The organism is Enterobacter kobei (genome assembly GCF_001729765.1).
GTDB classification, from domain to species: domain Bacteria; phylum Pseudomonadota; class Gammaproteobacteria; order Enterobacterales; family Enterobacteriaceae; genus Enterobacter; species Enterobacter kobei.
The window spans coordinates 4,005,058-4,032,013 of record NZ_CP017181.1; the positions used below are offsets into that span (position 1 = coordinate 4,005,058).

25 protein-coding genes and 1 tRNA gene are annotated in these 26,956 nt (G+C 56.1%); 13 read left to right on the forward strand and 13 right to left on the reverse strand.

Annotated features, from left to right (window positions below; genetic code table 11):
* Complete coding sequence (locus BFV64_RS19345; RefSeq protein ID WP_063943586.1) at positions 1-327, reverse strand: YggL family protein; 327 nt, start codon at positions 325-327, stop codon at positions 1-3.
* Complete coding sequence (gene trmB / locus BFV64_RS19350; RefSeq protein ID WP_014885199.1) at positions 327-1,046, reverse strand: tRNA (guanosine(46)-N7)-methyltransferase TrmB; 720 nt, start codon at positions 1,044-1,046, stop codon at positions 327-329. The genes BFV64_RS19345 and trmB overlap by 1 nt, the downstream gene beginning before the upstream one ends.
* 144 nt (positions 1,047-1,190) lie before the next feature.
* Here trmB and mutY point away from each other — a divergent pair, with 144 nt between their 5' ends.
* The 4 genes from mutY (at position 1,191) to BFV64_RS19370 (ending at position 5,225) form a co-directional block, all read left to right on the forward strand.
* Complete coding sequence (gene mutY, locus BFV64_RS19355) at positions 1,191-2,243, forward strand: A/G-specific adenine glycosylase (RefSeq protein WP_169809475.1); 1,053 nt, start codon at positions 1,191-1,193, stop codon at positions 2,241-2,243.
* 26 nt (positions 2,244-2,269) lie between these two features.
* Positions 2,270-2,542: an oxidative damage protection protein gene (locus BFV64_RS19360; RefSeq protein WP_003862425.1), complete on the forward strand. Its 273-nt coding sequence runs from the start codon at positions 2,270-2,272 to the stop codon at positions 2,540-2,542.
* Positions 2,543-2,666: 124 nt separating this feature from the next.
* On the forward strand, positions 2,667-3,743 hold the full coding sequence (mltC, locus tag BFV64_RS19365; RefSeq protein WP_014885201.1) for a membrane-bound lytic murein transglycosylase MltC: 1,077 nt from the start codon (positions 2,667-2,669) through the stop codon (positions 3,741-3,743).
* 225 nt (positions 3,744-3,968) lie between these two features.
* A complete protein-coding gene (locus BFV64_RS19370) occupies positions 3,969-5,225 on the forward strand; it encodes a nucleoside permease (RefSeq protein ID WP_014885202.1) in 1,257 nt (418 codons plus the stop codon).
* Positions 5,226-5,305: 80 nt separating this feature from the next.
* On the opposite strand, the gene citG is transcribed toward BFV64_RS19370, so the two are convergent.
* Genes citG through BFV64_RS19410 form a run of 8 tightly spaced genes read right to left on the reverse strand, consistent with a single transcriptional unit; the run spans position 5,306 to position 12,614 of the window.
* On the reverse strand, positions 5,306-6,109 hold the full coding sequence (citG, locus tag BFV64_RS19375; protein WP_047344499.1) for a triphosphoribosyl-dephospho-CoA synthase CitG: 804 nt from the start codon (positions 6,107-6,109) through the stop codon (positions 5,306-5,308).
* Positions 6,087-6,626, reverse strand: a complete 540-nt coding sequence (gene citX / locus BFV64_RS19380) for a citrate lyase holo-[acyl-carrier protein] synthase (protein ID WP_014885204.1) — start codon at positions 6,624-6,626, stop codon at positions 6,087-6,089. Before citX ends, citG begins: the two co-directional genes overlap by 23 nt.
* A 2-nt stretch (positions 6,627-6,628) precedes the next feature.
* Complete coding sequence (gene citF / locus BFV64_RS19385; protein WP_014885205.1) at positions 6,629-8,146, reverse strand: citrate lyase subunit alpha; 1,518 nt, start codon at positions 8,144-8,146, stop codon at positions 6,629-6,631.
* A gap of 10 nt (positions 8,147-8,156) precedes the next feature.
* The gene (citE, locus tag BFV64_RS19390) at positions 8,157-9,032 is read right to left on the reverse strand and encodes a citrate (pro-3S)-lyase subunit beta (RefSeq protein WP_014885206.1); all 876 of its coding nucleotides are present in this window, start codon (positions 9,030-9,032) and stop codon (positions 8,157-8,159) included.
* Positions 9,029-9,322, reverse strand: coding sequence for a citrate lyase acyl carrier protein (citD, locus tag BFV64_RS19395; RefSeq protein WP_045134816.1), 294 nt, complete (start codon positions 9,320-9,322; stop codon positions 9,029-9,031). Before citD ends, citE begins: the two co-directional genes overlap by 4 nt.
* 16 nt (positions 9,323-9,338) lie before the next feature.
* Entirely contained in the window at positions 9,339-10,361 is a 1,023-nt protein-coding gene (gene citC, locus BFV64_RS19400) for a [citrate (pro-3S)-lyase] ligase (RefSeq protein ID WP_069602357.1), read from the reverse strand.
* A gap of 10 nt (positions 10,362-10,371) precedes the next feature.
* Entirely contained in the window at positions 10,372-11,235 is an 864-nt protein-coding gene (locus tag BFV64_RS19405; protein ID WP_045134818.1) for a fumarylacetoacetate hydrolase family protein, read from the reverse strand.
* A gap of 17 nt (positions 11,236-11,252) precedes the next feature.
* Positions 11,253-12,614 carry a 2-hydroxycarboxylate transporter family protein gene (locus BFV64_RS19410; RefSeq protein WP_014885210.1) on the reverse strand — a complete coding sequence of 454 codons (1,362 nt, stop codon included), beginning with the start codon at positions 12,612-12,614 and terminating at the stop codon, positions 11,253-11,255.
* A 347-nt stretch (positions 12,615-12,961) separates the two neighbouring features.
* Here BFV64_RS19410 and BFV64_RS19415 point away from each other — a divergent pair, with 347 nt between their 5' ends.
* A complete protein-coding gene (locus BFV64_RS19415; protein WP_045134819.1) occupies positions 12,962-14,587 on the forward strand; it encodes an ATP-binding protein in 1,626 nt (541 codons plus the stop codon).
* Positions 14,577-15,269, forward strand: a complete 693-nt coding sequence (locus BFV64_RS19420; protein WP_023337769.1) for a response regulator — start codon at positions 14,577-14,579, stop codon at positions 15,267-15,269. Before BFV64_RS19415 ends, BFV64_RS19420 begins: the two co-directional genes overlap by 11 nt.
* Before the next feature lie 54 nt (positions 15,270-15,323).
* Here the strand turns inward: BFV64_RS19420 and BFV64_RS19425 are convergent, their stop codons facing one another.
* Positions 15,324-17,459 (reverse strand): ornithine decarboxylase, encoded by a 2,136-nt coding sequence (locus BFV64_RS19425; protein WP_045134820.1) that lies wholly within the window; start codon positions 17,457-17,459, stop codon positions 15,324-15,326.
* A gap of 182 nt (positions 17,460-17,641) precedes the next feature.
* Here BFV64_RS19425 and BFV64_RS19430 point away from each other — a divergent pair, with 182 nt between their 5' ends.
* Together BFV64_RS19430 and BFV64_RS19435 are read left to right on the forward strand one after the other, a co-directional pair.
* Positions 17,642-18,355 carry a DUF554 domain-containing protein gene (locus tag BFV64_RS19430; protein ID WP_023331294.1) on the forward strand — a complete coding sequence of 238 codons (714 nt, stop codon included), beginning with the start codon at positions 17,642-17,644 and terminating at the stop codon, positions 18,353-18,355.
* A 95-nt stretch (positions 18,356-18,450) separates the two neighbouring features.
* Positions 18,451-18,526: transfer RNA gene (locus BFV64_RS19435), tRNA-Phe, on the forward strand.
* Positions 18,527-18,666: 140 nt separating this feature from the next.
* Here BFV64_RS19435 and BFV64_RS25975 read toward each other — a convergent pair.
* Entirely contained in the window at positions 18,667-19,326 is a 660-nt protein-coding gene (locus tag BFV64_RS25975; protein WP_235611128.1) for a hypothetical protein, read from the reverse strand.
* On the opposite strand from BFV64_RS25975, the gene BFV64_RS19445 reads away from it, so the two are divergent.
* Complete coding sequence (locus BFV64_RS19445) at positions 19,316-19,555, forward strand: 2-thiouracil desulfurase family protein (RefSeq protein WP_059373196.1); 240 nt, start codon at positions 19,316-19,318, stop codon at positions 19,553-19,555. The genes BFV64_RS25975 and BFV64_RS19445 overlap by 11 nt on opposite strands.
* Before the next feature lie 46 nt (positions 19,556-19,601).
* Here the strand turns inward: BFV64_RS19445 and BFV64_RS19450 are convergent, their stop codons facing one another.
* Entirely contained in the window at positions 19,602-20,129 is a 528-nt protein-coding gene (locus BFV64_RS19450; protein WP_069602358.1) for a helix-turn-helix domain-containing protein, read from the reverse strand.
* Positions 20,130-20,801: 672 nt separating this feature from the next.
* Here BFV64_RS19450 and pgaA point away from each other — a divergent pair.
* From pgaA to pgaD, 4 genes are read left to right on the forward strand one after another with little or no spacing between them, the layout of a single operon-like run.
* On the forward strand, positions 20,802-23,240 hold the full coding sequence (pgaA, locus tag BFV64_RS19455; protein ID WP_063614124.1) for a poly-beta-1,6 N-acetyl-D-glucosamine export porin PgaA: 2,439 nt from the start codon (positions 20,802-20,804) through the stop codon (positions 23,238-23,240).
* A gap of 8 nt (positions 23,241-23,248) precedes the next feature.
* The gene (pgaB, locus tag BFV64_RS19460) at positions 23,249-25,198 is read left to right on the forward strand and encodes a poly-beta-1,6-N-acetyl-D-glucosamine N-deacetylase PgaB (RefSeq protein WP_069602359.1); all 1,950 of its coding nucleotides are present in this window, start codon (positions 23,249-23,251) and stop codon (positions 25,196-25,198) included.
* Positions 25,191-26,522 (forward strand): poly-beta-1,6-N-acetyl-D-glucosamine synthase, encoded by a 1,332-nt coding sequence (pgaC, locus tag BFV64_RS19465; RefSeq protein WP_069602360.1) that lies wholly within the window; start codon positions 25,191-25,193, stop codon positions 26,520-26,522. The genes pgaB and pgaC overlap by 8 nt, the downstream gene beginning before the upstream one ends.
* A complete protein-coding gene (gene pgaD, locus BFV64_RS19470) occupies positions 26,519-26,950 on the forward strand; it encodes a poly-beta-1,6-N-acetyl-D-glucosamine biosynthesis protein PgaD (RefSeq protein WP_014885222.1) in 432 nt (143 codons plus the stop codon). The genes pgaC and pgaD overlap by 4 nt, the downstream gene beginning before the upstream one ends.
* The last annotated feature ends 6 nt before the right edge of the window (positions 26,951-26,956 follow it).

Sequence of the window (26,956 nt, forward strand, 5' to 3'; positions counted from 1 at the left end):
TTAGTCCCACCAAACGTCGAAAAGTTCGCTGACGCGGACATCTTCCAGCTTGTGGTCTTCAAGCCATTTACGAACCAGCGCCTGATGTTCTTCGGTGCATTTACCCACTTCCTGGGTGCAGATCAGACCTTCCCACGCCAGGTAACCGCTACCGTCGAAGGCCAGCTTGTTGGGCTCAATCACGTCGTTGATGAAGGCATCCACGTCCTGATCGATCTGTTCTATACTGGTGCCTTCCGGGAAACGCCACGCAACGGAGAAACCCACTTCCTGGAATTCTTCGATATGCATTTTTTTACGCAGACGACGGCTACGATTCTTTGCCATTATTTCACCCTCTCGAACATTAAGTCCCATACACCGTGACCAAGACGATGGCCACGCTGTTCAAATTTCGTTACCGGACGTGAATCCGGACGCGGAACATAGTCGTTGCTTTCAGACTGGTTTTTATACCCGTCCAGAGACGACATCACTTCCAGCATATGTTCCGCATAAGGTTCCCAGTCGGTCGCCATATGGAAGACGCCGCCCAGTTTCAGCTTGCTTTTCACCAGCTCGGCAAACGGTGCCTGAACGATACGGCGTTTATTATGACGTGCTTTGTGCCACGGGTCAGGGAAAAAGAGCTGAACCATGGTTAAAGAATTGTCAGGAATCATTTTGTGCAGCACTTCCACCGCGTCATGACACATGACGCGCAGGTTCTCTACACCCTCTTCATGGGCAGTTGCGAGACACGCGCCGACGCCCGGGGAGTGCACTTCAATACCGAGGAAGTTCTGCTCCGGGCGAGCTTGCGCCATGGTCACCAGAGAGGTGCCCATACCAAAACCAATCTCCAGCGTGACTGGCGCTTCGCGGCCAAACAGCCCGGCAAAGTCCAGCGGCTGCTCGCTGAACTCAACGCCCATCACCGGCCAGTAGTTGTCCAGCGCATGTTGCTGCCCTTTTGTCAGGCGGCCCTGACGACGGACAAAGCTGCGAATACGGCGCAGCGGGCGACCGTTTTCATCAAATTCCGGTGAAATGACGTCGTTTTTCATAAAAGAGTTGTCTGCTTGTGAGAATGTTCGGGAAACGGGCATTATCCAAAGTTAAGGCGTCTATGCAAGCATGGGAAAGATCCGGTTTACAGCAGATTGACGCTGTGCTGCAATCTGCGTCCCTGATTATGTGAATCGATGACCATGCAAGCCTCTCAATTTTCAGCCCAGGTGCTGGACTGGTACGACAAATACGGGCGTAAAACCCTGCCCTGGCAAATTGAAAAAACGCCTTACAAAGTATGGCTCTCCGAAGTGATGTTGCAACAAACGCAGGTCGCCACGGTGATCCCATACTTTGAGCGTTTTATGGCACGCTTCCCGACGGTAACAGACCTGGCGAATGCCCCGCTGGACGAGGTATTGCACCTGTGGACAGGCCTGGGCTATTACGCCCGCGCGCGTAATCTGCACAAGGCCGCGCAGCAGGTCGCCACGCGCCACAACGGTAAATTCCCGGAAACCTTCGATGAAGTGGCAGATTTACCCGGCGTCGGGCGTTCAACGGCGGGAGCCATTCTCTCTCTCTCTTTGGGTAAGCATTTCCCGATCCTCGACGGCAACGTGAAGCGCGTGCTGGCACGTTGCTATGCCGTGGACGGCTGGCCCGGTAAAAAAGAGGTTGAGAAACGTCTGTGGGAGATCAGTGAAGCGGTTACCCCGGCCAACGGCGTCGAACGTTTTAACCAGGCGATGATGGATCTGGGTGCGATGGTTTGCACGCGCTCAAAACCCAAGTGCGAACTCTGCCCGCTCAATACTCTCTGCGTGGCCTACGCTAACCATTCGTGGTCGCAATACCCGGGGAAAAAACCGAAGCAGACGCTACCGGAGCGCACCGGTTACATGCTGCTGATGCAGCACGGCGACGAGGTGTTCCTGGCCCAGCGTCCACCGAGCGGCCTGTGGGGCGGTCTATATTGCTTCCCGCAGTTTGAAGGTGAAGATTTGCTGCGTGAATGGCTTAAACAGCGCGGTATTGCTGCCGATAACCTGACACAGCTGACCGCGTTTCGCCATACCTTCAGCCATTTCCACCTGGATATTGTGCCGATGTGGCTTCCCGTGTCCTCATTTGCCTCGTGCATGGATGAAGGCACCGCTCTCTGGTATAACTTAGCGCAACCGCCATCAGTCGGGCTGGCGGCTCCCGTGGAGCGCCTGTTACAGCAATTACGTGCCGGTGCAATGGTTTAGCATCGACAAGAAAAAGAGGAATGAGTATGGCCAGAACGATTTTTTGTACTTTCCTGCAGCGTGACGCTGAAGGCCAGGATTTCCAGCTTTATCCGGGTGATCTGGGTAAACGCATTTATAACGAGATCTCCAAAGAAGCCTGGGGACAGTGGCAGAAAAAGCAGACCATGCTGATTAACGAGAAAAAGCTCAGCATGATGAACCCGGAACACCGCAAGCTGCTGGAACAGGAGATGGTGAACTTCCTGTTTGAAGGCAAAGACGTGCATATCGAAGGCTATACGCCTCCAGAAAAATAATATTGAGCGGCTGTTGCCGGGTGGCGCTGCGCTTACCCGGCCTACAAAACCGTAGGCCCGTGCAAGCGAAGCGCCGCCGGGCAATAGCAACGACTAAGCAAACACAACACGCACGCCCGGAATGATGAAAAAACTTTTAGCGCTAGCCCTTGTTGCGCCGTTGCTGGTCTCCTGTTCGTCAAAAAAAGGCGATGATTACAACGAAGCCTGGATCAAGGACACCAACGGTTTTGACATTTTGATGGGGCAGTTTGCCCACAACATCGAGAACATATGGGGATTTAACGAAGTTCTTATTGCCGGACCGAAGGACTACGTTAAGTACACCGACGCCTATCTGACCCGTAGCCACATCAACTTTGATGAGGGTACGATCACCATTGAAACCATCGCGGGTACTGACCCTGCGGCACGACTGCGTCAGGCGATTATCAAAACCCTGCTGATGGGTGACGACCCGGGATCTATCGATCTCTACTCCGATGCCGACGATATCACCATCTCGAAAGAGCCGTTCCTGTACGGTCAGGTTGTCGATCAAACCGGCCAGCCAATCCGCTGGGAAGGTCGCGCCACGAAATTTGCCGACTATCTGCTGCAGACGCGACTGAAGAGCCGCTCTAACGGCCTGAAGATAATTTATAGCGTCACCATCAACCTCGTGCCGAACCACCTCGACAAGCGTGCGCATAAGTATCTTGGCATGGTGCGTCAGGCATCACGTAAGTACGGCGTGGATGAGTCGCTGATCCTGGCGATTATGCAGACCGAATCGTCGTTCAACCCTTACGCAGTTAGCCGTTCCGACGCCCTGGGGCTGATGCAGGTAGTCCAGCACAGCGCCGGTAAGGACGTCTTCCGCGCGCAGGGCAAATCCGGCACGCCGAGCCGTAGCTATCTGTTCGATCCCCAGAGCAACATTGATACCGGCACGGCCTATCTGGCGATGCTGAACAATGTTTATCTCGGCGGCATCGATAACCCGACCTCACGCCGCTATGCCGTAATCACCGCCTATAACGGCGGCGCGGGCAGCGTGCTGCGCGTCTTCTCGAACGACAAAGTGCAGGCCGCAAACATCATCAACAGCATGGCGCCGGGGGATGTTTACTCAACCCTCACCACCCGCCACCCATCAGCGGAGTCCCGCCGCTATCTGTATAAGGTCAATACGGCGCAGAAGAACTATCGTCGTCGCTAAAAAACTCCCCCTCACCCTAACCCTCTCCCCAAAAGGGAGAGGGGACTTGAACACCCATACGAAAATGTTATTTGCATCACAATCCAAACTGCAAATTAATGTGGATTGCATTTTTTTGCGGGAGGTAACAAAACATATCGTTGCCAACTGATAGAATTGCATCAAATAACAACCCTGAATGTTCCAAAAACAACATATCTCCCGCTCACTTGTGAGGAAAGTAACATGAACCTTAAGCTGCAGCTTAAAATATTGTCGTTTCTGCAGTTCTGCCTGTGGGGTAGCTGGCTGACTACACTCGGCTCCTATATGTTTGTGACGCTCAAGTTCGATGGTGCGTCAATCGGTGCCGTCTACAGCTCGCTGGGTATCGCGGCGGTCTTCATGCCAACACTGCTCGGTATCGTGGCGGATAAATGGTTAAGTGCGAAATGGCTGTACATGCTTTGCCATCTGGTGGGCGCGGGGACGCTGTTTATGGCGGCCGAAGTGACCACGCCGGGGGCAATGTTTATGGTGATCCTGCTTAACTCGCTGGCCTATATGCCAACGCTTGGGCTGATCAACACCATCTCTTACTACCGCCTGAAATCTGCCGGGATGGATATCGTGACCGATTTCCCACCAATCCGTATCTGGGGCACCATCGGCTTTATCATGGCAATGTGGGGCGTGAGCTTCGCAGGCTTTGAACTGAGCCATATGCAGCTCTACATCGGTGCCGCGCTCTCCGTGCTGCTGGCGATCTTCACCCTGACGCTGCCAACCATTCCGGTTTCAAACCAGCAGAAAAACCAGAGCTGGAGCACCATGCTCGGTCTGGACGCGTTCGCGCTGTTTAAAAACAAACGGATGGCGATCTTCTTTATCTTCTCCATGCTGTTGGGCGCAGAGCTGCAGATCACCAACATGTTCGGCAACACCTTCCTGCACAGCTTCGATAACAATCCGCTGTTTGCCGGAAGCTTTATCGTTGAGCATGCGTCGGTGATGATGTCCATCTCTCAGATCTCTGAGACGCTGTTCATCCTGACCATCCCGTTCTTCCTGAGCCGCTACGGCATCAAGAACGTCATGCTGATCAGTATCGCGGCATGGATGTTGCGCTTTGGTCTGTTCGCCTACGGCGACCCGAGCGCATTCGGCACCGTACTGCTGGTGCTGTCGATGATTGTTTACGGCTGTGCCTTCGACTTCTTCAACATTTCCGGTTCCGTATTCGTGGAAAAAGAAGTGAAGCCTGAAATCCGCGCCAGCGCACAGGGCATGTTCCTGATGATGACCAACGGCTTCGGCTGTATTCTGGGCGGCGTGGTGAGCGGTAAAGTGGTAGAGATGTACACCACCAACGGCATCACCAACTGGCAGCCGGTGTGGCTGATCTTCGCCGCATACTCGCTGGTGCTGTTCTTCGCGTTCATCGCGCTGTTCAAGTACAAGCACGTGCGTGTGCCGAACGGTGCGCAGCCGATCGCGCATTGATTGTTGTGCCCGGTGGCGCTAACGCTTACCGGGCCTACAAAACCAAACCGTAGGCCGGGTAAGGCGAAGCCGCCACCCGGCTATTTTATTCCAGACAGCACCCACCCCACCGACAGCAAATCCGCGCTGCCGCCCGGACTCAGATTGCGTTCTATCAATGCGATATCCATTTTAAGCAACGCTTCGCGGTCCCAGCCGTTAGCCAGCAATTCCCGCGCGTAGTCCTGAACGTAGCGCAGCCCTTCCATGCCACCGCGCGACACCAGATTGCTGTCCTGATTGACTGACATCAGGCGTAACAGCAGGCTGTGAAGCGACCGTCCGTTCCACTGTGCCAACGCCTTACGCACCGTGGCAAAGCCGCTTTCCGCCTCACCGCGCGCGCCGGTTAAGCCGTGCTGCTGAAACTGCCGCTCGCCCGCCGTCGCCTGCCCGCTGCGCGCGGCCAACTCTCGCGACACCAGCCCGCGGCAGATGTTACCCACCTCACAACAGAGGCTGTCCGCAGAAAGATTGTTCACACGTCCGGCGGCGAAGCACAGTAAACCCAGGGCAAAAATCCCGCCTTTGTGCGTATTCACGCCGTTCGTCGCGGCGTACATCGCCTGCTCGCAGGCCATCCCCATTGGGCGGATAATCCGTAGCTGTGCGTCAGCGGGCTTATCCGCATGCGCGTTACCAAGTTCAGCAAAGCGCGCAAACCACGGCGTAATCGCCGCAATGCTGCGGGCAAACAGCGCGTGGTCCATATCGCGGTGGGAACCGTTATTGAGCTTGTCCACCAGCCCCGGTTTGGGCGTCAGCTCCAGCTCCTGCCACAGTGCCGCTTCGGCAAGCGCGGGCACGTCCGCAATGCGGGGTTTAGTCGCGAGCAAACCAGTCATCAATCATCTTCTCCACCCGGGAAACCACCTGCTCAACGGGATGGTTCCGCGAGCGGGAACAGGCATGCGCAGGTTCGTCGCAGATCAGGCAGCGTCTGAGATTTGCCCCCAGCGACTGACGCCCGACGTGGCCATGCTGAGGGCAGATAACATCCAGATCCCACAGCCTGCCGAGCGGGTGCGTCTGCTCCAGATCCGCGCAGTGCGCTTTAATTTCCGCTGCCGGATGAGCCACGCACCACAGGGCCTCGGGCCCGGTCGGAAGCCACAGCACCTGACGGTCCAGCACCTGCCAGCGGTTCTCCCATAGCAGCTGGTCGCACGTCTGGAGCGCTACGCCCATGGTGTTGCGATAGCGCAGGCTGTCTTTAATTTCCCCTGGCGTGACCAGCGTGAGGGAAATCACCGGTTGTTGATAGTGCTCAAGCATGTCAGCCTGACGCGCTGCGCGGCGCTCTTTCGCCGCCAGCAGTTCGTCCAGGCTGACACCCGTCCGCACGGGTGTCGCTACTGTCATAATCACTCCTTCACCTGTCGCACGGTGTCGATCACGCTGCCGTCGCGGTAGCGGATCACCCCGACGATTTTGTCGGTAAACTCAATCGGCTTTGGTACGCCCGTCAGCGATATCGCCCGTTCATAGAGCGCGTTGATATCCACAATCTTCAGCCCGGCAGCCATCAGCCGCTCACGTACCTCCGGGCGCGCCGGGTTAACCGCAATGCCGTGATCGGTGACCAGCACGTCGATGCTCTCACCCGGCGTGAGGCGCGTGGTAACGCGCTTCACGACCGTCGGAATGCGGCTGCGCAGCAGCGGCGCAACGACGATGGTGAGGTTCGCCGCAGCGGCCACGTCGCAGTGTCCGCCGGACGCGCCGCGCATCACGCCGTCGGAGCCGGTGATGACGTTGACGTTGAAATCAACGTCGATTTCGAGGGCGCTGAGGATCACCACGTCGAGCTGGTCGCAGCTTGCCGCCTTGCTGCCGGGGTTGGCGTAAACATTGGTGGAGATCTCCACGTGGTTCGGGTTGCGCGCCAGAGACGCCGCCGCCTGGCCGTCAAAGCACTGGGTGTCGAGCAGCTTTTCGATGAGCCCCTTCTCGTGCAAATCCACCAGGCTGCCGGTGATGCCGCCAAGCGCGAAGCGCGCCTTCACGCCGCTGCGCTCCATTTTCTCTTCCATAAAACGCGTGCAGGCGGTCGCCGCCGCGCCGGAGCCGGTCTGCATTGAGAAGCCCGGGTAAAAGTAGCCGGAATGTTCAATCACGTCCGCCGCATAGCGGGCGATCATCAGCTCGCGCGGGTTGCTGGTGACGCGCGCCGCGCCAACGCTGATTTTCGCCGGGTCACCGACGCTCTCAACCTGCACGATGTAGTCCACCTGGTCCTGCACCAGGCTGGCGGGCATATTGGGGAACGGCACCAGTTCTTCGGTCAGCAGCACCACCTTGCGGGCAAAGTGCGCATCCACCATGGCGTAGCCCAGCGAGCCGCAGCAGGATTTACCGTGGGTGCCGTTGGCGTTGCCAAACTCATCGCTGCACGGCACGCCGAGAAACGCCACGTCGATATTCAGCTCGCCGTCCTGCAAGAGCTTCACGCGCCCGCCGTGGGAGTGAATTTGCACCGGCTCGTCCATCAGCCCGTGGGAGATTGCATCCGCCAGCCTGCCGCGCATTCCGGAGGTGTAAATGCGGGTGATGACGCCGCTTTCAATATGCTCGATCAGCGCGTCATTGCAGGTCATCAGCGAGCTGGAGGCCAGCGTCAGGTTTTTGAAACCCATTCGCGCCAGCAGCGCCACGACGGTGTTGATCACCCGGTCGCCTTCGCGAAACGCGTGGTGGAAAGAGATGGTCATCCCGTCCTGCAGGCCGCAGCGCTTCACCGCCTCTTCAACGGAGGCGCAGAGTTTGCGGCTGTGCTTCGCGTCAGCATCCGCCAGCCACGGCGTCGCGCTGTGGGCGGTATCAAACGGTTTTAAGCCCCGCAGATGGGGGAAATTCATATGGAGAAGTTCAGTCTGGTTCATTCTGTCATCCTTACCGACGCACGCCGGAGGCCGCCGCGCGCTCCAGCACCACCTGCGCGTGGTTAATAATCGGTGCATCCACCATTTTGCCGTTGAGCGACACCACGCCCAGGCCGTTACGCTCGCCCTCTTCTGCCGCCTCAATCACTCGCTTCGCGTGTTCCACCTCTTCCTGCGTCGGGGCGTAAGCGTTATGCAGCAGGTCAATCTGGCGCGGGTTAATCAGCGATTTGCCGTTAAAGCCCATCTTGCGGATCAGATCGACCTCGCGCAGGAACCCGGCCTCGTCGTTAACGTCTGACCACACCACGTCGAAGGCGTCGATGCCCGCCGCGCGGGCGGCGTGCAATACGGCGCAGCGGGCGTAGAACAGCTCGGTGCCGTCGCCGCGCTCGGTCTGCATATCCATCACATAATCAAAGGCGGCCAGCGCGATGCCGATGAGGCGCGGGGAGCTGCGGGCAATCGCCACGGCATTTATCACGCCAATGGCCGATTCAATCGCCGCCATGACGCGGGTAGAGCCGACCTCGCGGCCGCACTCGCGTTCAATACGCGCCAGGTGACCCTCCAGCTCGTAGATATCGTCCGGGGTATCGGTTTTCGGCAGGCGAATCACGTCCACGCCCGCCCGCACGGCGGCTTCCAGATCCAGCAGGCCAAACGGCGTGCTCAGCGGGTTAATGCGCACCACGGTTTCGATATCCTGATACATCGGGTGCTGTAGCGCGTGGAACACCAGCATGCGCGCGGTGTCTTTCTCGCGCAGGGCAACGGCGTCTTCCAGGTCAAACATGATGGAATCAGGCCGATAGATAAAGGCGGTGGAAAGCATGGCGGCGTTGGCGCCCGGCAGGAACAGCATACTGCGGCGGAGTTTGCTCATTTCAGCGCCCCCCAGTTGATGGTTTGATCATCGGCGGCACGCATCAGCGCGCTTTGCAGGCGGGCGCGAATAACACAGTCCAGCGCCCCTTTATCTTCAATAATGATGAGTCCCTGGTGCACGTTCATGGCGCGCAATGTGTCGTTGACCACCTGGCGAATCTGCTCGCCAAACTGCTTAATCACTTCACTGTGGATGACTATCTCCAGCTCGCCGTGAGCGGGAGCGATTTTCACCATCAGGTCGCTGGACTCCTGCGTGCCGGCCCGCGCCTCCCTTACAATATTCATGATAAATTCCTGGTAGTTATGCGACTTCGGCACTCGCACGGTAATGCGTTTCGAGATGCGCGAAGGTGGAGTCCGGGACAATCTCCCGGATCCGGGAAAACTGCTGTGTCTTGAGTAAATGGCGCACTTCGGACGCGGAAATGGCGTTGCCGGTGGCCTTGATGCGCGGCATTTCCACCACCTCAATATGCGAGGCCAGCAGGTCGTGCAGCGTCTGGTTGTACTGCCGGGTGATATCGCAAAAGGGCTCCGAGCCGATGAAGCGGTGGGTGATGCCCAGCGCCGGGGCAATAAAGTCCCGGAAAATCAGCACGTCGATTTCACTCCACGCCTGCTGCACTTTGCCGGTCTCCTTCAGGAAGTAGGCCGGGAAAGTGGCGCGGGAGATGATGTACTGCGAGCCTTCATGCACCACCACGTTCGGCAGATGCGCCACGCCCGCCCGCACCATCTCAATGCGCGCGCTAAACGGGAAGAACGACGCATCTTCACGCACTACGAAGAGATGCAGCGCATCGCACTGCTGCGCCGCCTGCTCCACCAGATGGCGATGGCCGAGGGTGAAGGGATTGGCGTTCATCACTATCGCGCCAATGTTCTCCCCGCTTTTGCGCTTCGCGCGCAGGGAACGGCAGTAGCGTTCGATCCCCTGCGGGGTGTTCTCCATCAGCACCGCGTTGTTTCCGCTCTGGGCAATCGGCCAGAAGCCACTGCGGGCAAAGCGCTCCCGGTTGCACGGACGGGTGCAGAGGAAGAGGTGAAAATGGCCGCGCTCCAGCGCCGCATTTTCCACCTCAGCCAGCAGCCGCGCGCTGAGGTTCTCGCCGCGAAGCTGCTCGTTGACCGCCACGCATTTGATGACGTTGGCGGCAAGCCCTGCGCAACCCACCAGCTGCGAGCCGGACCAGGCTTCGACAAACAGTGTGATGTCGTTGTCCAGGCCCAGGCCGCTGTCTGCCAGCAGGTAGCGGATCTGGCTTAAGCGTTCCGGATGCTTCGCCACCAGAGTGTGGCGAAAATCGATGGGTTGACTGTTCATGCCGTTTTACTCAGTGTGCTGCCGCAAGCCCGACGGCGGGCGCTTCCACGATCACGTTGCTCAGATGACCGATATGCTCGATCTCCACCTCAATGCGATCGCCCTCTTTCATAAACAGCGGCGGGTTACGCTTTTTCCCCACCCCGCCCGGGGATCCGGTGATGATCACATCGCCCGGGCTGAGGCGGGTGAAGGTGCTGATGTACTCGATCAGCTCCGCAACCTTGTGGATCATGCTGCTGGTGTTGTCTTCCTGCACCATGCGGCCGTTCAGCCAGGTGCGGATTGCCAGCTGGTGCGGATCCGGGATCTCATCCGCCGTCGCCATCCAGGGGCCAAACGCGCCGGTCTGACGCCAGTTTTTTCCGGCTGTAAACCAGGTGTGCTGCCAGTCACGGGCGGAGCCGTCCATGTAGCAGCTGTAGCCCGCCACGTGGCGCAGCGCGTCGTCGCGGCTGATGTTCTCCCCACCTTTGCCGATGATCACCGCCAGCTCGCCTTCGTAGTCGAATTCACTGGAGTGGCGCGGCTTCAGCACCGGTTCGTTATGGCCGGTCTGTGAATCCGGGAAGCGGACAAACAGCGTCGGGGCCGGGTTATGCTGGTCAAACTCCTTGCGCTTGTCGGCGTAGTTCATGCCCACGCAGAGAATTTTTTCCGGCTGCTCAATCACCGGTAAGAAGGTGATAGCGCTCATCGGCACGTCCACCGCGTCGTTCAGGTAGCGGGTGGCCTGCGCCAGCCCGTTGCCCTGCAGCAGCGCCTTGAGGTCGCTGTAGCGGTCGCCGAGACGGCGGCCTAAATCAATCACGCCGTCGGCCTGGACGATGCCGTAGCTGCGTTTTCCCTGGTATAAAAAGCTTGCGAGTTTCATTGTTCTTTCCTGAAAACTTAAACGAGGAAGTTGCCCAGAATCAGCAGAGAGATAGAGACGTTAATCGCTCCGCCGATACGGGTAGCAATCTGGGCGAACGGCATCAGGCTCATGCGGTTGCCTGCGGTCAGGATCGCCACGTCGCCGGTACCGCCCTGCCCGCTCTGGCAGCAGGAGACGATGGCGACATCAATCGGATGCATACCGATCTTTTTGCCGACGAAGAAGCCGGTCGCCACCAGCGCAGAAACGGTGCTGACAATCACCAGCAGGTTGCTGACGGTGAACGCCGCCACTAGTTCGTGCCACGGGGTGATAGCCACGCCGACGGCGAAGAGGATGGGGTAGGTCACGGAAGTCTGGAAGAATTTGTAGACGACCTGCGAACCTTCCAGCAGGCGCGGAGAGGCGCCGTTGCAGAGCTTCACCAGCACCGCCATAAACAGCATGCCGACCGGGGCTGGCAGGCCAATGAGCTTGTGGCCGAGCATGCCCAGCATGTAGAGCAGCACCGCCAGCAGGGCGCCAGAGGCGATTGTGGTCACGTCCGCTTTACCAGAGAACGCAGGCTGAGAGACGGTGGTATCGGCATTGGCGCGGTTAGGCATCAGCTGGCCTTCACCGGTCAGGTGCGGGTAGCGCTTACCAAGCTGGTTCAGGCAACCGGAGATAATGATCGCAGTCAGACCGCCGAGCATCACCATCGGCAGCACGCGACCGAGCGCTACGCCCTGGTCCATGTGCAGCAGGGTGGCATAACCGATGGAAAGCGGAATTGCGCCTTCCCCGACGCCGCCCGCCATAATGGGCAGAATGATAAAGAAGAAGATCTGGAACGGCTCCAGACCCAGCGCGAGACCAACGCCCATCCCCACCAGCATGCCGACAATTTCACCGCACAGCATCGGGAAGAAGATGCGCAGGAAGCCCTGAATCAGCACCGTGCGGTTCATGCTCATGATGCTGCCGACGATAATGCAGCAGATGTAGAGATAGAGAATATTGGTGGATTTATAGAACTTCGTGGTGGACTCGACCACCACATCCGGCAGCAGGCCGTAATAGACCAGCGCGGAAGGGATAAAGGTGGCGCAAATCGCCGCCGCACCGAGCTTGCCGACAATCGGCAGGCGCTTGCCAAACTCACCGCAGGCAAAGCCGAAGAAGGCCAGGGTCGCTACCATCACCACGATGTCGCTCGGCAGCTTTCCGCCCAGACAATCAATCGCAATCAGTGCGCCCGCCAGAACAAACAGCGGCAGAGGGATAATCCCGATTTTCCAGGTATCCATAATATGCCACCAACGCTCTTTGAGCGAGGGTCGCTGAATTTCAATCGGGTCGTGGGTAACAGAGAAAGAATCGTCAGTTGTGCTCATAATAAGCCCCTTGGTTATTTTGTGCGTTCAGCTTAGAGTCACAAAGGCTTACTTTATGTGAGGGATGACATATTAAAAGCGAAGTTTTAATGGCCACTATGGTTTTAATGGTTTCTTTTATTTAATGTGATTTATGCCTTATTTATTATCGTGGTTTTTATGGTTTCTTTTCTGAATTGAACAAACAAATAACATTTATTCATATAGCCTGAACGAGGTAAGCCCTCAGGATAAATCTTTTACAGCACCCGCTGTGCAAGGGATCACAAGTTTTCGGCAAAGCGCAGGCAGCCACAGAAAAAAAGATGATATATTGGCGATCTTTGTCGCTACCTTGCGTGATAGTTATGAAAGTCTCTTTCCAGATTAAGTTGTTTATTTCGCTGGTTGCCTTTTTCTCAGTGCTTTTTGCGTTACTGGGCGGATATTATTATGCCGATGTCGGTAAGCAGCTTTATCAGGAAATGAGTGCGCGCGCAAAAATACAGGCGGAGGAGATTGCGCTTATTCCGTCATTACGCAATGAAGTTGAACAAAAAGATATCACCGCGATCCATGATTTTATGCAGAAAATGGCTGCCCATAGCGATGCCAGCTTTATTGTCATTGGAGATAACACGGGAAAGCACCTTTTTCATTCCGTCTTTGCCGACAGAGTGGGCACGACGCTGGTTGGCGGCGACAATGAGGCCGTCCTGCAGGGGAAAAGCACGACAACCATCCGTAAAGGCGGACTGGGTATTTCGCTGCGCAGTAAAGCCCCTATTTTCAACGATGCCGGGCAGGTGGTTGGCATTGTTTCCGTGGGCTATCTCACCAGCTACCTGGATACCATTACCGTCAGTAAAGTGGTCAATATCCTGATTGCCGCCGTGCTGCTGCTTTTGGCCCTCTTTATCTTCTCCTGGTTCTTTACCCGCAGTATAAAGAAGCAGATCTTCTCCCTCGAACCGCGAGAAATCGGCCTGCTGGTACGTCAGCAAAAGGCGATGATGGAATCTATCTACGAAGGGGTGATTGCCATTGATAACGAGCGGCGCATAGAAGTGATCAACCAGGCGGCGCGCAAACTGCTGGGGCTGAGCCAGCCGGCGCGTGAACTGCGCGGGCAGTTGATAAGCCAGGTGATCGACCCGGTCCCGTTCTTCGACACGCAGACGATGCTGGCTAAAGATACCCACGATGAGATTTGCCGTTTTAACGATCTCACGGTGATTGCCAGCCGGGTTCACATCATGCTTGAGGGCTCGCTGCAGGGCTGGGTGATCACCTTCCGCGATCGCAACGAAATCGACTCTCTGAGCGCCCAGCTCAGCCAGGTAAAGCGCTATGTCGATAACCTGCGCATTATGCGTCACGAGCAGTTAAACCGGATGACCACCCTCTCCGGCCTGCTGCATATGGGCCGCTATGAGGAGGCGATTGGCTATATTCAGGCGCAGTCGGAACATGCCCAGGAGCTGCTGGACTTTATCTCGTCGCGCTTCAGTTCTCCCACCCTGTGCGGCCTGCTGCTCGGGAAAGCCGCCCGAGCGCGGGAAAAAGGTGTCGAGCTGAGTTTCGACCCGGCCTGTCGGCTGGATAAGCCGTTCCTGCCGCTTGGGGAGCAAGAGTTGATTTCGATTATTGGTAACCTGCTGGATAACGCCATCGAAGCAACACAGCGCTCGCCGCTTCCCCATGCGCCAGTGGAAGTGCTGATAAAACTCAGCGAGCAGGAGCTGATTATTGAAGTCGCCGACCAGGGCGTAGGCATTAAACCGGAGATCCGTGAGCGGATCTTTGAACGCGGCATCACCACCAAAACACGCGGCGATCATGGGATTGGTCTGTATCTGATCGAAAGCTACGTTATGCAGGCTGGCGGCGCGATAGAAGTTGCCGATAATACCCCACGCGGCGCCATTTTCTCACTGTTTATCCCGGCCTCGGGAACCGTCCGGCAACTGGAAGACACCGACTATGCAACATGAACTTATCGACGTACTGATTGTTGAAGACGAGAACGAACTGGCACAGCTGCACGCGGAGCTCATCAGCAAACACCCGCGTCTGAGACTGGTGGGGATTGCCTCGTCACTGGCCGACGCGCAGGTTCAGCTTGAGCGTAAACAGCCTCAGCTGATGCTGCTGGATAACTATCTGCCGGACGGCAAAGGCATCACCCTTATCAGTAACCCGATGCTGACCCGCGCCAACTGCTCGGTGATTTTCATCACCGCCGCCAGCGATATGGACACCTGCAGCCAGGCCATCCGCAACGGCGCTTTTGACTATATCCTTAAGCCGGTTTCCTGGAAGCGCCTCAGCCAGTCGCTGGAGCGCTTTGTGCAATTTGCCGAACAGCAGCGCGTCTGGAAGATTGTCGATCAGCAAAACGTCGATTCACTGTATCAACTCCAGGCGAAGAACTACCGCCAGGACAACGGCAGCAAAGGGATTGAGGAGAATACGCTGGCCCGGGTGCAGGCGCTGTTCAACGACAAGGCGACGCACTGCTTTACCGTGGATGAGGTGGTGAGCGAAACGGGGTTGAGTAAAACCACTACCCGGCGCTATCTGGAGCACTGCGTGGAGGCGGGGTTTCTGAGCGTAGAGATGCTGTACGGGAAGATTGGGCATCCAAGGAGGATGTACAAGCGTAGTGCGGTTTGATGAAACGTTCCCTCTCCCTGTGGGAGAGGGTTAGGGTGAGGGCAGCAGCCCGCACTACCTCAACACATACCCATACAGCCGTTTAATCCCGTCCGCATCCTTCTCGCTGTATACCCCCTGCAGCTCCGGCGAGAAGCCCGGCAGCAGGTTGATGCCCTCTTCCAGCGCCAGGAAGTAACGCTGTACCGCCCCGCCCCAGACCTCACCCGGCACCACGCACAGCACGCCAGGCGGATAGGGCAGCGCCCCTTCGGCAGCAATGCGCCCTGCGGCATCCCGTATGCGAACCAGCTCCACCTCTCCGCGAATATAGGCCCGGTTTGCATCCTGCGGGTTCATTACCACCTCAGGCAAGCTCTCCTTGCGGAACATCGCCTTCTGCAGATCTTTTACGTCAAAGCTGACATAAAGATCGTGCATCTCCTGACACAACTGGCGGAGGGTGTAATCCCGGTAGCGCACCGGGTATTTCTGGTAGATGGTCGGCAGTACGTCCGCCAGCGGCGTATCGTCTTCAATATGCTGCTCGAACTGTCCCAGCATTGCCACCAGCTGCGCCAGCTTCTCGCTGCTTTCAGCTGGCGTCAGCAGGAACAGGATTGAGTTGAGATCGCATTTCTCCGGCACGATGCCGTTTTCGCGCAGGTAGTGCGCAAGAATGGTCGCCGGAATACCGAACCCGGTATATTCCCCGGTTTCGGCATCAATACCCGGCGTGGTCAGCAGCAGCTTGCACGGGTCGACAAAGTACTGCTCGCGGGCATAACCCGCAAACCCGTGCCATTTCGCCCCCGGCTCGAAGCTGAAGAAGCGGCGCTCGCTGGCAATGGCGTGCGTCGGATGATCCTGCCACGGCCGCCCCGCCACCACCGGCGGGATAAACGGCTTAATCATATGGCAGTTGGCAATGATCGCCTTGCGCGCCTCAATGCCCAGCTCAACACACTCCGCCCACAGCCTGCGCCCACTCTCGCCTTCATGAATTTTGGCATTCACATCCAGCGCTGCAAACAGCGGATAAAACGGACTGGTGGAGGCGTGCAGCATAAACGCATTGTTCAGCCGCTTATGGGGGCAGAACCGCGCCTGGCCACGAATGTGGTTATCCTTTTTATGGATCTGCGACGTTTGCGAGAACCCGGCCTGCTGCTTATGCACCGACTGGGTCACAAAAATGCCAGGATCGTTCTCGTTCAGCTCCAGCAACAGCGGAGACGTTTCCGCCATCATCGGAATAAATTGCTCGTAGCCCACCCAGGCAGAGTCAAACAGGATGTAATCACACAGATGGCCGATCTTGTCGATCACCTGACGGGCGTTGTAGATCGTGCCGTCATAGGTGCCAAGCTGGATGATCGCCAGGCGGAACGGACGCGCCTCGTCGGCTTTCTCCGGCGCAGCCTCGCGGATAAGATCGCGCAGGTACGCGTCATCAAAACAGTGCTCGTCAATCCCGCCAATAAAGCCAAATGGATTACGCGCAGCCTCAAGATACACCGGCGTGGCCCCAGCCTGAATCAGCGCCCCGTGGTGGTTGGATTTATGGTTGTTGCGGTCGAACAGCACCAGATCGCCACGCGTCAGCAGCGCGTTGGTCACCACCTTGTTGGCCGCCGACGTGCCGTTCAGCACAAAGTAGGTTTTATCCGCATTGAACACTTTCGCCGCGAACTTTTGCGCATGCTTGGCGGACCCTTCATGGATCAGTAAATCCCCGAGTTTTACGTCAGCATTGCACATGTCGGCACGAAACACGTTCTCACCGAAGAAATCAAAAAACTGTCGTCCCGCCGGATGCTTTTTGAAAAACGCCCCGTGCTGGTGACCAGGACAGGCGAAGGTGCTGTTACCCATCTCCACGTACTGGCTCAGGGTGTCGAAAAACGGCGGCAGCAGATTCTCTTCGTAACGGCTGGCAGCAGTCTCCAGTTCCAGAAACTCCTGCGCTTTCCCCGAGATGACCGCGGTAGCACCGTCAGGCACGTCCGTTTGCTCCTGCGAGAAAATAAACACCGGTAGCTGAAAGCCCGTGCGTTTCAGCAACGCGAGAATACCGCTGCGACTTTCAGCAGTTGTCATGACGACTGCCGCCACATCGGTAAAATCCGTGTTATCCAGCGTCACCTTTTCACGGTGGGTTGAGACAGTGGAGAGCAGCTCGCGGCTGACGGCAATTTTCATGGTTTTCATAGGCGCTAGTTACCCTCACCGAACGGTGAGACAGGGAGGAGAAAATTCGCGCAATAATGTCACCTTTTATTTTGAGGTGCAAGAAGGAATCAATATGCACAAAACCTTCCAAAGCTAAGCGTAATGCCCGCTTTGCGTGTCATAATCATGCAATACCAATGATTAAGTAACAGGAGTTAGCGGTGGTAATTGGACCCTTTATCAACGCCGGCGCAGTGCTGCTGGGCGGCATACTTGGCGGCGTGTTAAGCCAGCGGCTACCGGAGCGTATTCGTACCTCCATGCCGTCTATTTTTGGCCTGGCCTCGCTGGGCATCGGCATCCTTTTAGTCATCAAATGCGCCAACCTGCCCGTCATGGTGCTGGCAACGCTGCTCGGCGCACTGATTGGCGAATTTTGCTATCTGGAAAAAGGCATCAATAACGCGGTAGGCAAAGCCAAAAACCTGATTGCCCGACCCGGTAAGGCGAAAAACGGTTCGCACGAGTCGTTTATTCAGAACTACGTTGCGATCATTATTCTGTTTTGTGCCAGCGGCACCGGGATATTCGGTTCGATGCAGGAAGGGATGACGGGCGATCCGAGCATATTAATTGCGAAAGCGTTTCTCGATTTCTTCACCGCCACCATTTTTGCCACCACGCTCGGTATCGCCGTCGCGGCAATTTGCGTTCCGATGCTGCTGATTCAGCTGGCTCTCGCCACCTGCGCCGCGCTGATACTCCCGCTCACCACGCCGGCGATGATGGCAGACTTTACCGCCGTCGGCGGCCTGCTGTTGCTGGCGACCGGGTTACGCATCTGCGGGATTAAGATGTTTGCCGTGGTGAATATGCTGCCCGCGCTGCTGATCGCCATGCCGCTCTCAGCGCTCTGGACGCGCTTTTTCGCTTAAGAGTGCGGCGAAATGGCGAGAGATTGCGCAGTCCGTAACGAAAACAACATTTTTCGTTGACGGCAGGAAGCAGATCAGGTTTAATGCGCCCCGTTGCCCGGATAGCTCAGTCGGTAGAGCAGGGGATTGAAAATCCCCGTGTCCTTGGTTCGATTCCGAGTCCGGGCACCACTATTTAGAAAACCCAGCCTATGGCTGGGTTTTTGCTTTATGGCTACGGCCGATTTCTGTGCGCTGATAAGCGTGGCTTTAATGCAGGCACGCTTACGCTAATAGCCCGATAAGCTAATACAGGCGGTGGCTCTTTTTTATTACTTAATTTTGCCGGATAAATTGCTGACCTGATTTGAAAGGTTGTCGTTGCTCCGCTTCATGTCATCAAGGCTTCTTTGCAAACGCTCGATCTTACTCTCCTGCTCAGAATTCTTTCTCTCAAGCTGTAAAACCTTCTGAGTTAGCTCATCGACTTTGCGGTTGTCGGACTTCATCTTCCTCAGGCTATCCTGCATCTCCCGTAGGTCCGACTCCCTGAAATCAGAAGGCTCGATTTCATCTGCATCAGAAATTACCGGGATATATCCTCCATTAGCGCTGCTGGGTTTGATACTAACCTGAACTTTATTTAGCCCCGCAGAGTGCGCGTAACCTATTGAAGAAAAATAAAAAAAAGAAACAACACACAGACCAGACAGATATTTATTCATTTCTAACGTCCTTTTAAATTTTTCAATCACTTCCAGGAGTCTCCTTCTGGTATCACCCGCTGAGGATAAAACACATGGCTTAGCCTCTGGCAGTTCATAAACGGGGTTAAAGAGCAGAAGATACTGTTCGTTTTTCATTATAATACGCGTTTCCTCTCCCCCAAAATCCAACCGCCACCCGCTCATTTTCTGCCACCTTATATCCGCCGGTATCGAGATAAACGCGTTACCACGCACCTTATCAAAGGTATCTCCCATGCCCATCAAAGATATAATCCTGCTTAGCCCCTGCCTGTCAGGGCACCTTGTCCGCTACAACGGTACCGATAAATCCTGTTCCTCAGATCTGCTGCAACACTGGCGCGAAGAAGGCCGTCTGGTCACCCACTGCCCGGAACTGGCGGCATGGCTGGCGTTGAAAACTGCGCAGAGTCAGGGCGGGATTGAAAATCCCCGTGTCCTTGGTTCGATTCTGAGTTCGGGAACCACTGTTTAAAGAACCCGCCCAAAAGGCGGGTTTTTGCTTTTGGTCTCTTTTCAATCTAGGGATCGTTCCCAATCACATCCAGCAGTTTATTTTTAAAGATAAACAAACACGCCTCATTGAAGTTCTCCGCCCCCAGCCGTTCCGAAAGCGCCGTTCGTTTGCGGTAGAGGCTTTTCACCGACGTATTCAGCTCATCGGCAACGGCTTCCATCGACATCCCTGCCCTCAGCAACCGCAGCATGATCGCCTCGTGCGTGCTAAGCCGTAAGTTAAGCAGCCATTTGGTTGTCAGACGCCTGCCCTTCATATTGAGCACCAGATTAAACAGCGACGCCATATCCGGCGCGGTGAGCGACGTGTTCATAAACAACTTCATACTGAGTAGATTCTCTTCGCGATGTCGCATATCCATCATAACGCAGCAGATCGTTTTCCTTGTTCTGGCCGGATGGCGTATCAGGTAATCATATAAACGGAGCGGAGAACGACTATCAATCAATACAGAGTATTCGTCGGCACCATTATCAAATATGTTTCTGTCAATCGAGTCGAGCAGGATAATATCTGGAAAAAAAAGCCTCATGCCCCTGACAAGATAGCGATCCTGAGTCACTAACACTATTGAAGTTGCCACTAACCATCCCTTTTAGATTAAAGCAAGAACGCTCCTTCCGAGAGAAGGCCGCCTTCGTTTTATAGCGCTGTTATATTAACGACAAATGTATTCTGGCTTTGAACATCCCTCAATACACACATTGATGAGTAAGACTTCCTGTAGACCATCATTCAATGTCTGACATTAATTATAAATAAAAAACAATCTCAGAAAAGACACTTCGCTAAACATTAAGAATTTTTGTCATGAAACTTCCCAAACATGCACAAGAAAGTACTTTAATTGATGCTTCCAGGCCTCATTAAAAATATAAACAAATTTGTCACAATAAAAATAAAATACTTAAATATCATAATGTTATAAATACAAAACCCCTTCAATATAATCATAAAAAACCGCTCACTACAGAATTATCTCAAAACCACCCACCCTCTATTCACCATATTTATCCGGCAACATATCAGGTGTACATTACCGTTTACCCAATCCACCGAGATAAGGATCCATAATTACCTTTAAGTAAGTACCCCATAACGTTACTGCATTCAGATTTAATGTTCTCATTTATCGCCTTTAACGCACAGTTAAAAGGCAGCCGTGTTATGCAATGGATTCATGATAAACAAATGGCAAATAGATATGGAAAGATCGCTTCGCTTCAATACGTTATTCTTTTATCGCACCCCAGGATTATTGTTACTGTTATTACTCTTTCCTGTTCTGGTTCAGGCAACGGAATCCGTTTATGAACAACAGATTCAACAGGCGCGTAACGGTAATTACACGCCATTTCTTGATTATCTGCAGCATTATCAGCAACAGCACGCCCTGACGCCTGAACAGGTCGCAGACTGGTTACAGGTGGCATCCTGGGCAGGTCATGATGATGAGGTGATTGAGGTCTGGCAGCGTTATGGCATTTATATGCCGCTGCCCGCTCGCGGCGTTGCTGCCGTTGCCCAGGCCAGGAGAAATCAAAAAGCGTGGCAGCCAGCCTTATCGCTCTGGAAAGAGGCGTGCAGCCTTGCGCCGAATAACGATGATTATCGTATCGGCTATATCAAAACCCTGGCCGATGCCCGCATGGATGCACTCGCGCTGCAGGAAGCCCGGCAGCTGGTCACCCAAAACCCCACTCAGGCGCATCTTCAGACGCTCTCGTATGTCTGGTTACGCCAGGGAAAAAGCTGGGATCGGCTTCTGGCGGACACGCGCGCACTGGCTACCGCGCCAGAGAATAATGTCCTGCTCAGCGAGCTTGTCGACGCCCTGACGGATAACCGCGTGAATACCCCCGCGCTCATACTTTCACAGCGGGTGCCGCTGTCCCCGGCGGAGCGTCGCCGTCTTGAGCGTAACGCCGCCGCCGAAAGGGTTCGCCTTGCCGATGTGCCAGGCAGAACAGAAAAGGAGCGCCTGCAGCTTGCGCAATCTGCGCTGAATCGTTACGACGTTCTGCTTTCTCGCTGGAAAAGCGAGCCGCAGGCGGCGGAAGATGTCATCCTTGCGCGTATAGACCGGCTCGGCGCGCTGTACGCCCATGCTGATTATCCGCAGGTCATCAGCGAGTATCAGGATCTTACGGCAGCGCAGCACCCGGTGCCGGACTGGGCAATCGGCTGGGTTATCTCCGCGTATCTGCAGGAGAAAAACGCCGATGCCGCCTTCTCGCTTCTGCAACGCTATCCGCAATACGCCGCCGATCCGCAGGACGAAGAGCACGCACTTTTCTACGCCTGGCTGGATACCGGGCAGTATCGGGCCGCCCGCCAGTATGTAGAGCGCCAGACCCGTAACGTCCCCTGGACCCGCTACGATTTCGGTTCCCCTACCCCTCAGCCGAACGATCGATGGCTCACCGGGCAGTCTCTCCGTTTTAACTATCTGCTGGCGACCTACGCCCTGCCTGAAGCCGAAAAGCTGTCTCAGCGTCTGGCGACAACGGCGCCGGGCAACCAGGGATTGCAGATTGACTACGCCACTTTGCTACAGGCGCGGGGCCTGCCGCGTGCGGCCGAGCAGAAGCTGAAAATGGCGGAGGCACTGGAGCCATCAAATCTGGAGCTTGAGCAACAGCAGGCTTACGTCGCCATGGATCTACAGGAGTGGCAAGAGATGGATTTACTGGTCGACGACGTGCTTGCTCGCGCGCCGGTCGATCGCAGTGCCCGTCGTCTGGACAGGCTCAGAACGGTTCATCATATGTCCGAGCTGCGCCTCAATGCGAGCAAGGGTTTGCACTCCGATAACCCCGTCAGCGGTACGCACGACCTGAACTGGGACGCCACGCTCTATGGCCCGCCAGTTGCGGATAACTGGCGGCTGTTTGCCGGCACCCGCTATGCAGAGGGTAATTTCGATGAAGGCAAAGGCACCAGCCGCCACCTCCTGGGCGGCGTGGAATGGCGGCCTCGTGACCTCCAGCTCGAAGCCGAGCTCTCCAGCAACCGCTATCACGGCGCGAACAAGCCGGGGGCTCGCCTTTCCACAACTTACTTTCTCACCGATAACTGGCAGCTCAGCGGCAGCCTTGAACGCGTATCTCGCACCACGCCCTTACGGGCATTACGCAACGGGATTAGCGCCAACCGGGGGGAAGGCGGCGTGCGCTGGTATCAAAACGAGCGACGTGAGTATCAGTTTAGCGCCGCCGTCAGCCGCTTCTCAGACCACAACCACCGTCAGGAATACACCCTTACGGGTAAGGAGCGTCTCTGGCAAACCCCGTCCCTGACGCTGGATCTCGAACCGGGGATCGCCGCCAGTAAAAACAGCCTGCGGGACACGCTCTATTACAACCCGGCGCGGGATCTGTCCGTAACGGCCGCTCTGTCCGTCGATCATGAGATGTATCGCCATTACGACACCCTCTGGAGCCAGCAGTTCGTGGCAGGCGGCGGCAGCTACTGGCAGAAAAACCAGTCCGCCGGGGCCATCACCCTGCTGGGCTACGGACAACGCATCCAGTGGAACAACGTCATCGATACCGGCGTGATGCTGAACTGGGATAAACGCCCTTACGACGGCAAGCGCGAGAGCAATCTCTCCGTCACGTTTGATGCGACTTTACGCTTTTAAGGATGAATATGCTGAACATACGTTTTTCCGTGAGTGTGATACTCATCGGCTGGTTCTGCCTCAGCGCGAGCATTTGCGCCCAGGCACTCCCGTTTATTGCCCCCAAAGAGAGACCCCAGCTGGAGGCGAGCAAGCCCTGGCCAACGAATCGATTTCTGGTACTGGCCTACCACGACGTCGAAGATGATGCCGCCGATCAGCGCTACCTCTCCGTTCGCACCAGCGCGTTAAACGAGCAAATAAGCTGGCTTTTGCATAACGGCTATCACGCCATCAGCGTGCAGGACATTCTGGACGCCCATGACGGAAAAAAAACGCTGCCGCCGAAAGCCGTTTTGCTCAGTTTTGACGACGGCTACAGCAGCTTTTATACCCGCGTCTGGCCACTGCTTCAGGCCTGGAACGTCCCTGCCCTGTGGGCACCGGTAGGCAGTTGGGTGGACACGCCAGCAAATCAAAAGGTCAATTTTGGTGGTCTGATGACGCCCCGCGATCGCTTCGCAACGTGGGACATGGTGCGCGAGCTCAGCCAGTCTCCGCTGATTGAGATCGGCTCACATACCTGGGCCTCCCATTACGGTATCGTGGCTAACCCTCAGGGAAGCCGCGAGCCTGCCATCGCCAATCGCTTTTACGATAAGGCGACGGGCCGCTATGAAACCGATCGGCAGTTCAGCCAGCGGATCGGCGACGACGTGCATAAAGTGACCGAGAAAATCACGCAGGTGACGGGCAAAGCACCGCGCGCCTGGGTCTGGCCTTACGGTGCCGCCAACGGTACGTCGCTCGCCATCGCCAGACAACAGGGTTACCAGCTGGCCTTTACGCTGGAAGACGGTCTGGGGGACGTAAATGACCCTGGCAACATTCCCCGTCTGCTGATCGGCGGTAATCCTTCGCTAAAAACCTTTGCCAGTTCGGTCAGCCAGATCCAGGAACACGATCCCGTTCGCGTCATGCACGTCGACCTCGACTACGTTTACGATCCCGATCCGGCCCAGCAAACCCAAAATATCAACAGGCTGATCCAGCGAGTTTACGACATGAAAATCAGCCATGTTTTCCTGCAGGCGTTTGCCGACCCGCAGGGCGATGGCCGGATCAACGCGCTCTATTTTCCCAACCGTCGGCTTCCGGTCCGCGCCGATCTGTTCAATTTTGTCTCCTGGCAGCTCCAGACCCGTGCGGGGGTGAAAGTCTTCGCGTGGATGCCGGTGCTCTCGTTCGATCTCGATCCCTCCCTGCCGCGCGTGCAGCGTCGGGATCGTCAAACGGGCCAGCTGCACGAGGCCACTGAACCTTATATCCGGCTCTCCCCGTGGAACCCGCAGGTTCGCCAGCAGGTGACGGACATCTATGAAGATCTGGCCCGCTATAGCACCTTCAATGGGATTTTGTTCCATGACGATGCGGTGCTGACGGACGTTGACGATGCCGGACAAGACGCCGCTCAGGACACAACGCGTCAGAAAAGCCGTCTGCTGATGGGCTTTACCCGTGCGCTGGGCCAGGCGGTGAAGCACATCCGGGGACCGCAGATCAAAACCGCACGCAATATGTTCGTCTTACCCATCCTTGAGCCTGAAAGCGAAGCCTGGTTTGCACAGAATTTTGATGATTTTCTGGCGGCCTATGACTGGACGGTGCCGATGGCCATGCCGCTGATGGAGTCCGTTCCGGCGAACGAAAGCGACGCCTGGCTGACGCGTCTGGTTAACGTGGTCGCCGCTCGTCCCGGCGCGCTCGATAAAACCATTTTCGAACTGCAGGCCAGAGACTGGGAGCAAAAACCGCAGCGTGCCGTTTCCGATAAACAGCTTGTCCAGTGGATGCGCGTTCTCCAGCTGAACGGCGTCAAAAACTACGGCTACTACCCCGACGATTTCATCAACAACCAGCCTGATATCTCCCGCATCAGGCCTGAATTTTCTTCCTACTGGTACCCTGACAATGACTGATCGCATCATCGCTTTTTCTATTTTGTGTCTGGTATTCGGGTTGCCTTTAGGCGTGGCCGCCCTCTTTACCGGCGAACTGATTCTGGATTTTGTGTTCTTCTGGCCGCTGTTCATGTCCGTGCTCTGGGTCACCGGCGGACTCTATTTCTGGTTTCAGCTTGAACGCCACTGGTCGTGGGATAAAGAGACCCCGCCACCCTCGCTCGCTGGCGAGCCGCTTATTTCCATTCTGATCCCCTGTTTCAATGAGGAAAGGAACGCCAGAGAGACCATCAGCGCCGCGCTGGATCAGCGGTATAAGAATATAGAGGTTATCGCCATTAACGATGGCTCTTCTGATAACACGGCGGACGTGCTGCAGCAGCTGGCGCAGGAGCAGCCGCGCCTGCGGGTAATTAACCTCGCGGAGAACCAGGGAAAAGCCGTCGCGCTAAAAGCGGGTGCCGCGGCAGCCCGGGGCGATCTGCTGGTCTGCATTGATGGCGACGCCCTGCTCGACCGCGACACTGCGGTTTATCTGGTAGCCCCGCTGATTCAGTATCCTCACGTCGGCGCGGTCACCGGCAATCCGCGCATTCGCACGCGATCCTCGCTGATTGGGCGCATTCAGGTGGGCGAGTTCTCGTCCATTATTGGCCTTATCAAACGCACGCAGCGGATCTATGGCCGGGTCTTTACCGTGTCCGGCGTCATCGCCGCCTTTCGCCGCCAGGCGCTGGCGGACGTCGGGTACTGGAGCCCGGATATGATCACGGAAGACATCGACATAAGCTGGAAGCTTCAGCTGCGCCACTGGGATATCTTTTTCGAGCCGCGGGCGCTGTGCTGGATCCTGATGCCGGAGACGCTCAAAGGCCTGTGGAAACAGCGCCTGCGCTGGGCTCAGGGCGGCGCGGAGGTGTTTCTGGTCAACCTTCGCAAGGTTGTGCGCTGGGAGCATCATCGCATGTGGCCCCTGTTTCTGGAGTACGCGCTGTCCACGCTGTGGGCGTTCGCTTACGCGATGACGGTACTGCTGTTCATTATCAGCCAGGTCGCGCCGATTCCCGCCAGGCTGACCGTTGAGACCCTGTTCCCAACCGCGTTCACCGGTCTGCTGTTGGGCGTCATGTGCCTGCTGCAGTTCCTGGTCAGTTTGTTCATCGAGCGGCGATACGAGCGGAAGGTGGCAAGCTCGCTTTTCTGGGTGATTTGGTTCCCGATGGTGTACTGGATGATTGGCCTGTTCACTACCCTCGTCGCGTTTCCGAAAGTCATGCTTAAACGTCAGCGTGCCCGCGCGCGCTGGATCAGTCCGGACCGGGGAAAAGGAAGCATTCAATGAACGAAAATACCTTAATTTTGACTGAACATCGGCTGTTACCACGTCTTTTCGATGCCGCGTTAACTCTGGTGGCGTGGGGAGGATTTCTGTTTTTCCTGTATGCCAGGCTGTGGATGCAGTTAACCGAAGAGAGTGAACACCGGTGGAGCGTCATTATTGCCTCCTTTAATACGGTGTTGATCTATTTGCTGTTCGCCGCGCTTAACGGATGGCTGCTGATTTTGTGGTATCAGTACAACCGCCGCCGCACGCATGTAAGACGGCGTCAGCCGGGCTATTTTCACCAGGAGGAGCTGGCCCGCAGCTTTAATGTCTCACCACAGATCATCTCCGAGATGAGCCAGTACAACCTGCTGACGGTCTATCACGATCGGATTGGCCGTATTATTGATCTAAAGATCAGTCAGCAGGACGAGGAAGAAGAGTGAAGAAAC

Excerpts from the sequence above, each read along its gene's own strand:
- BFV64_RS19360 (WP_003862425.1), top strand. The coding sequence starts at position 2,270 with ATGGCCAGAACGATTTTTTGTACTTTCCTGCAGCGTGACGCTGAAGGC.
- BFV64_RS19425 (WP_045134820.1), bottom strand. The coding sequence starts at position 17,459 with ATGAAAACCATGAAAATTGCCGTCAGCCGCGAGCTGCTCTCCACTGTC.
- BFV64_RS19405 (WP_045134818.1), bottom strand. The coding sequence starts at position 11,235 with ATGAAACTCGCAAGCTTTTTATACCAGGGAAAACGCAGCTACGGCATC.
- BFV64_RS19345 (WP_063943586.1), bottom strand. The coding sequence starts at position 327 with ATGGCAAAGAATCGTAGCCGTCGTCTGCGTAAAAAAATGCATATCGAA.
- citX (WP_014885204.1), bottom strand. The coding sequence starts at position 6,626 with ATGACAGTAGCGACACCCGTGCGGACGGGTGTCAGCCTGGACGAACTG.
- citF (WP_014885205.1), bottom strand. The coding sequence starts at position 8,146 with ATGAACCAGACTGAACTTCTCCATATGAATTTCCCCCATCTGCGGGGC.
- citD (WP_045134816.1), bottom strand. The coding sequence starts at position 9,322 with ATGAATATTGTAAGGGAGGCGCGGGCCGGCACGCAGGAGTCCAGCGAC.
- BFV64_RS19370 (WP_014885202.1), top strand. The coding sequence starts at position 3,969 with ATGAACCTTAAGCTGCAGCTTAAAATATTGTCGTTTCTGCAGTTCTGC.
- pgaA (WP_063614124.1), top strand. The coding sequence starts at position 20,802 with ATGGAAAGATCGCTTCGCTTCAATACGTTATTCTTTTATCGCACCCCA.
- mutY (WP_169809475.1), top strand. The coding sequence starts at position 1,191 with ATGCAAGCCTCTCAATTTTCAGCCCAGGTGCTGGACTGGTACGACAAA.
- mltC (WP_014885201.1), top strand. The coding sequence starts at position 2,667 with ATGAAAAAACTTTTAGCGCTAGCCCTTGTTGCGCCGTTGCTGGTCTCC.
- BFV64_RS19420 (WP_023337769.1), top strand. The coding sequence starts at position 14,577 with ATGCAACATGAACTTATCGACGTACTGATTGTTGAAGACGAGAACGAA.
- BFV64_RS19415 (WP_045134819.1), top strand. The coding sequence starts at position 12,962 with ATGAAAGTCTCTTTCCAGATTAAGTTGTTTATTTCGCTGGTTGCCTTT.
- trmB (WP_014885199.1), bottom strand. The coding sequence starts at position 1,046 with ATGAAAAACGACGTCATTTCACCGGAATTTGATGAAAACGGTCGCCCG.
- BFV64_RS19410 (WP_014885210.1), bottom strand. The coding sequence starts at position 12,614 with ATGAGCACAACTGACGATTCTTTCTCTGTTACCCACGACCCGATTGAA.
- citE (WP_014885206.1), bottom strand. The coding sequence starts at position 9,032 with ATGAGCAAACTCCGCCGCAGTATGCTGTTCCTGCCGGGCGCCAACGCC.
- pgaC (WP_069602360.1), top strand. The coding sequence starts at position 25,191 with ATGACTGATCGCATCATCGCTTTTTCTATTTTGTGTCTGGTATTCGGG.
- citG (WP_047344499.1), bottom strand. The coding sequence starts at position 6,109 with ATGACTGGTTTGCTCGCGACTAAACCCCGCATTGCGGACGTGCCCGCG.
- pgaD (WP_014885222.1), top strand. The coding sequence starts at position 26,519 with ATGAACGAAAATACCTTAATTTTGACTGAACATCGGCTGTTACCACGT.
- pgaB (WP_069602359.1), top strand. The coding sequence starts at position 23,249 with ATGCTGAACATACGTTTTTCCGTGAGTGTGATACTCATCGGCTGGTTC.
- BFV64_RS19445 (WP_059373196.1), top strand. The coding sequence starts at position 19,316 with ATGCCCATCAAAGATATAATCCTGCTTAGCCCCTGCCTGTCAGGGCAC.
- BFV64_RS19450 (WP_069602358.1), bottom strand. The coding sequence starts at position 20,129 with ATGAGGCTTTTTTTTCCAGATATTATCCTGCTCGACTCGATTGACAGA.
- citC (WP_069602357.1), bottom strand. The coding sequence starts at position 10,361 with ATGAACAGTCAACCCATCGATTTTCGCCACACTCTGGTGGCGAAGCAT.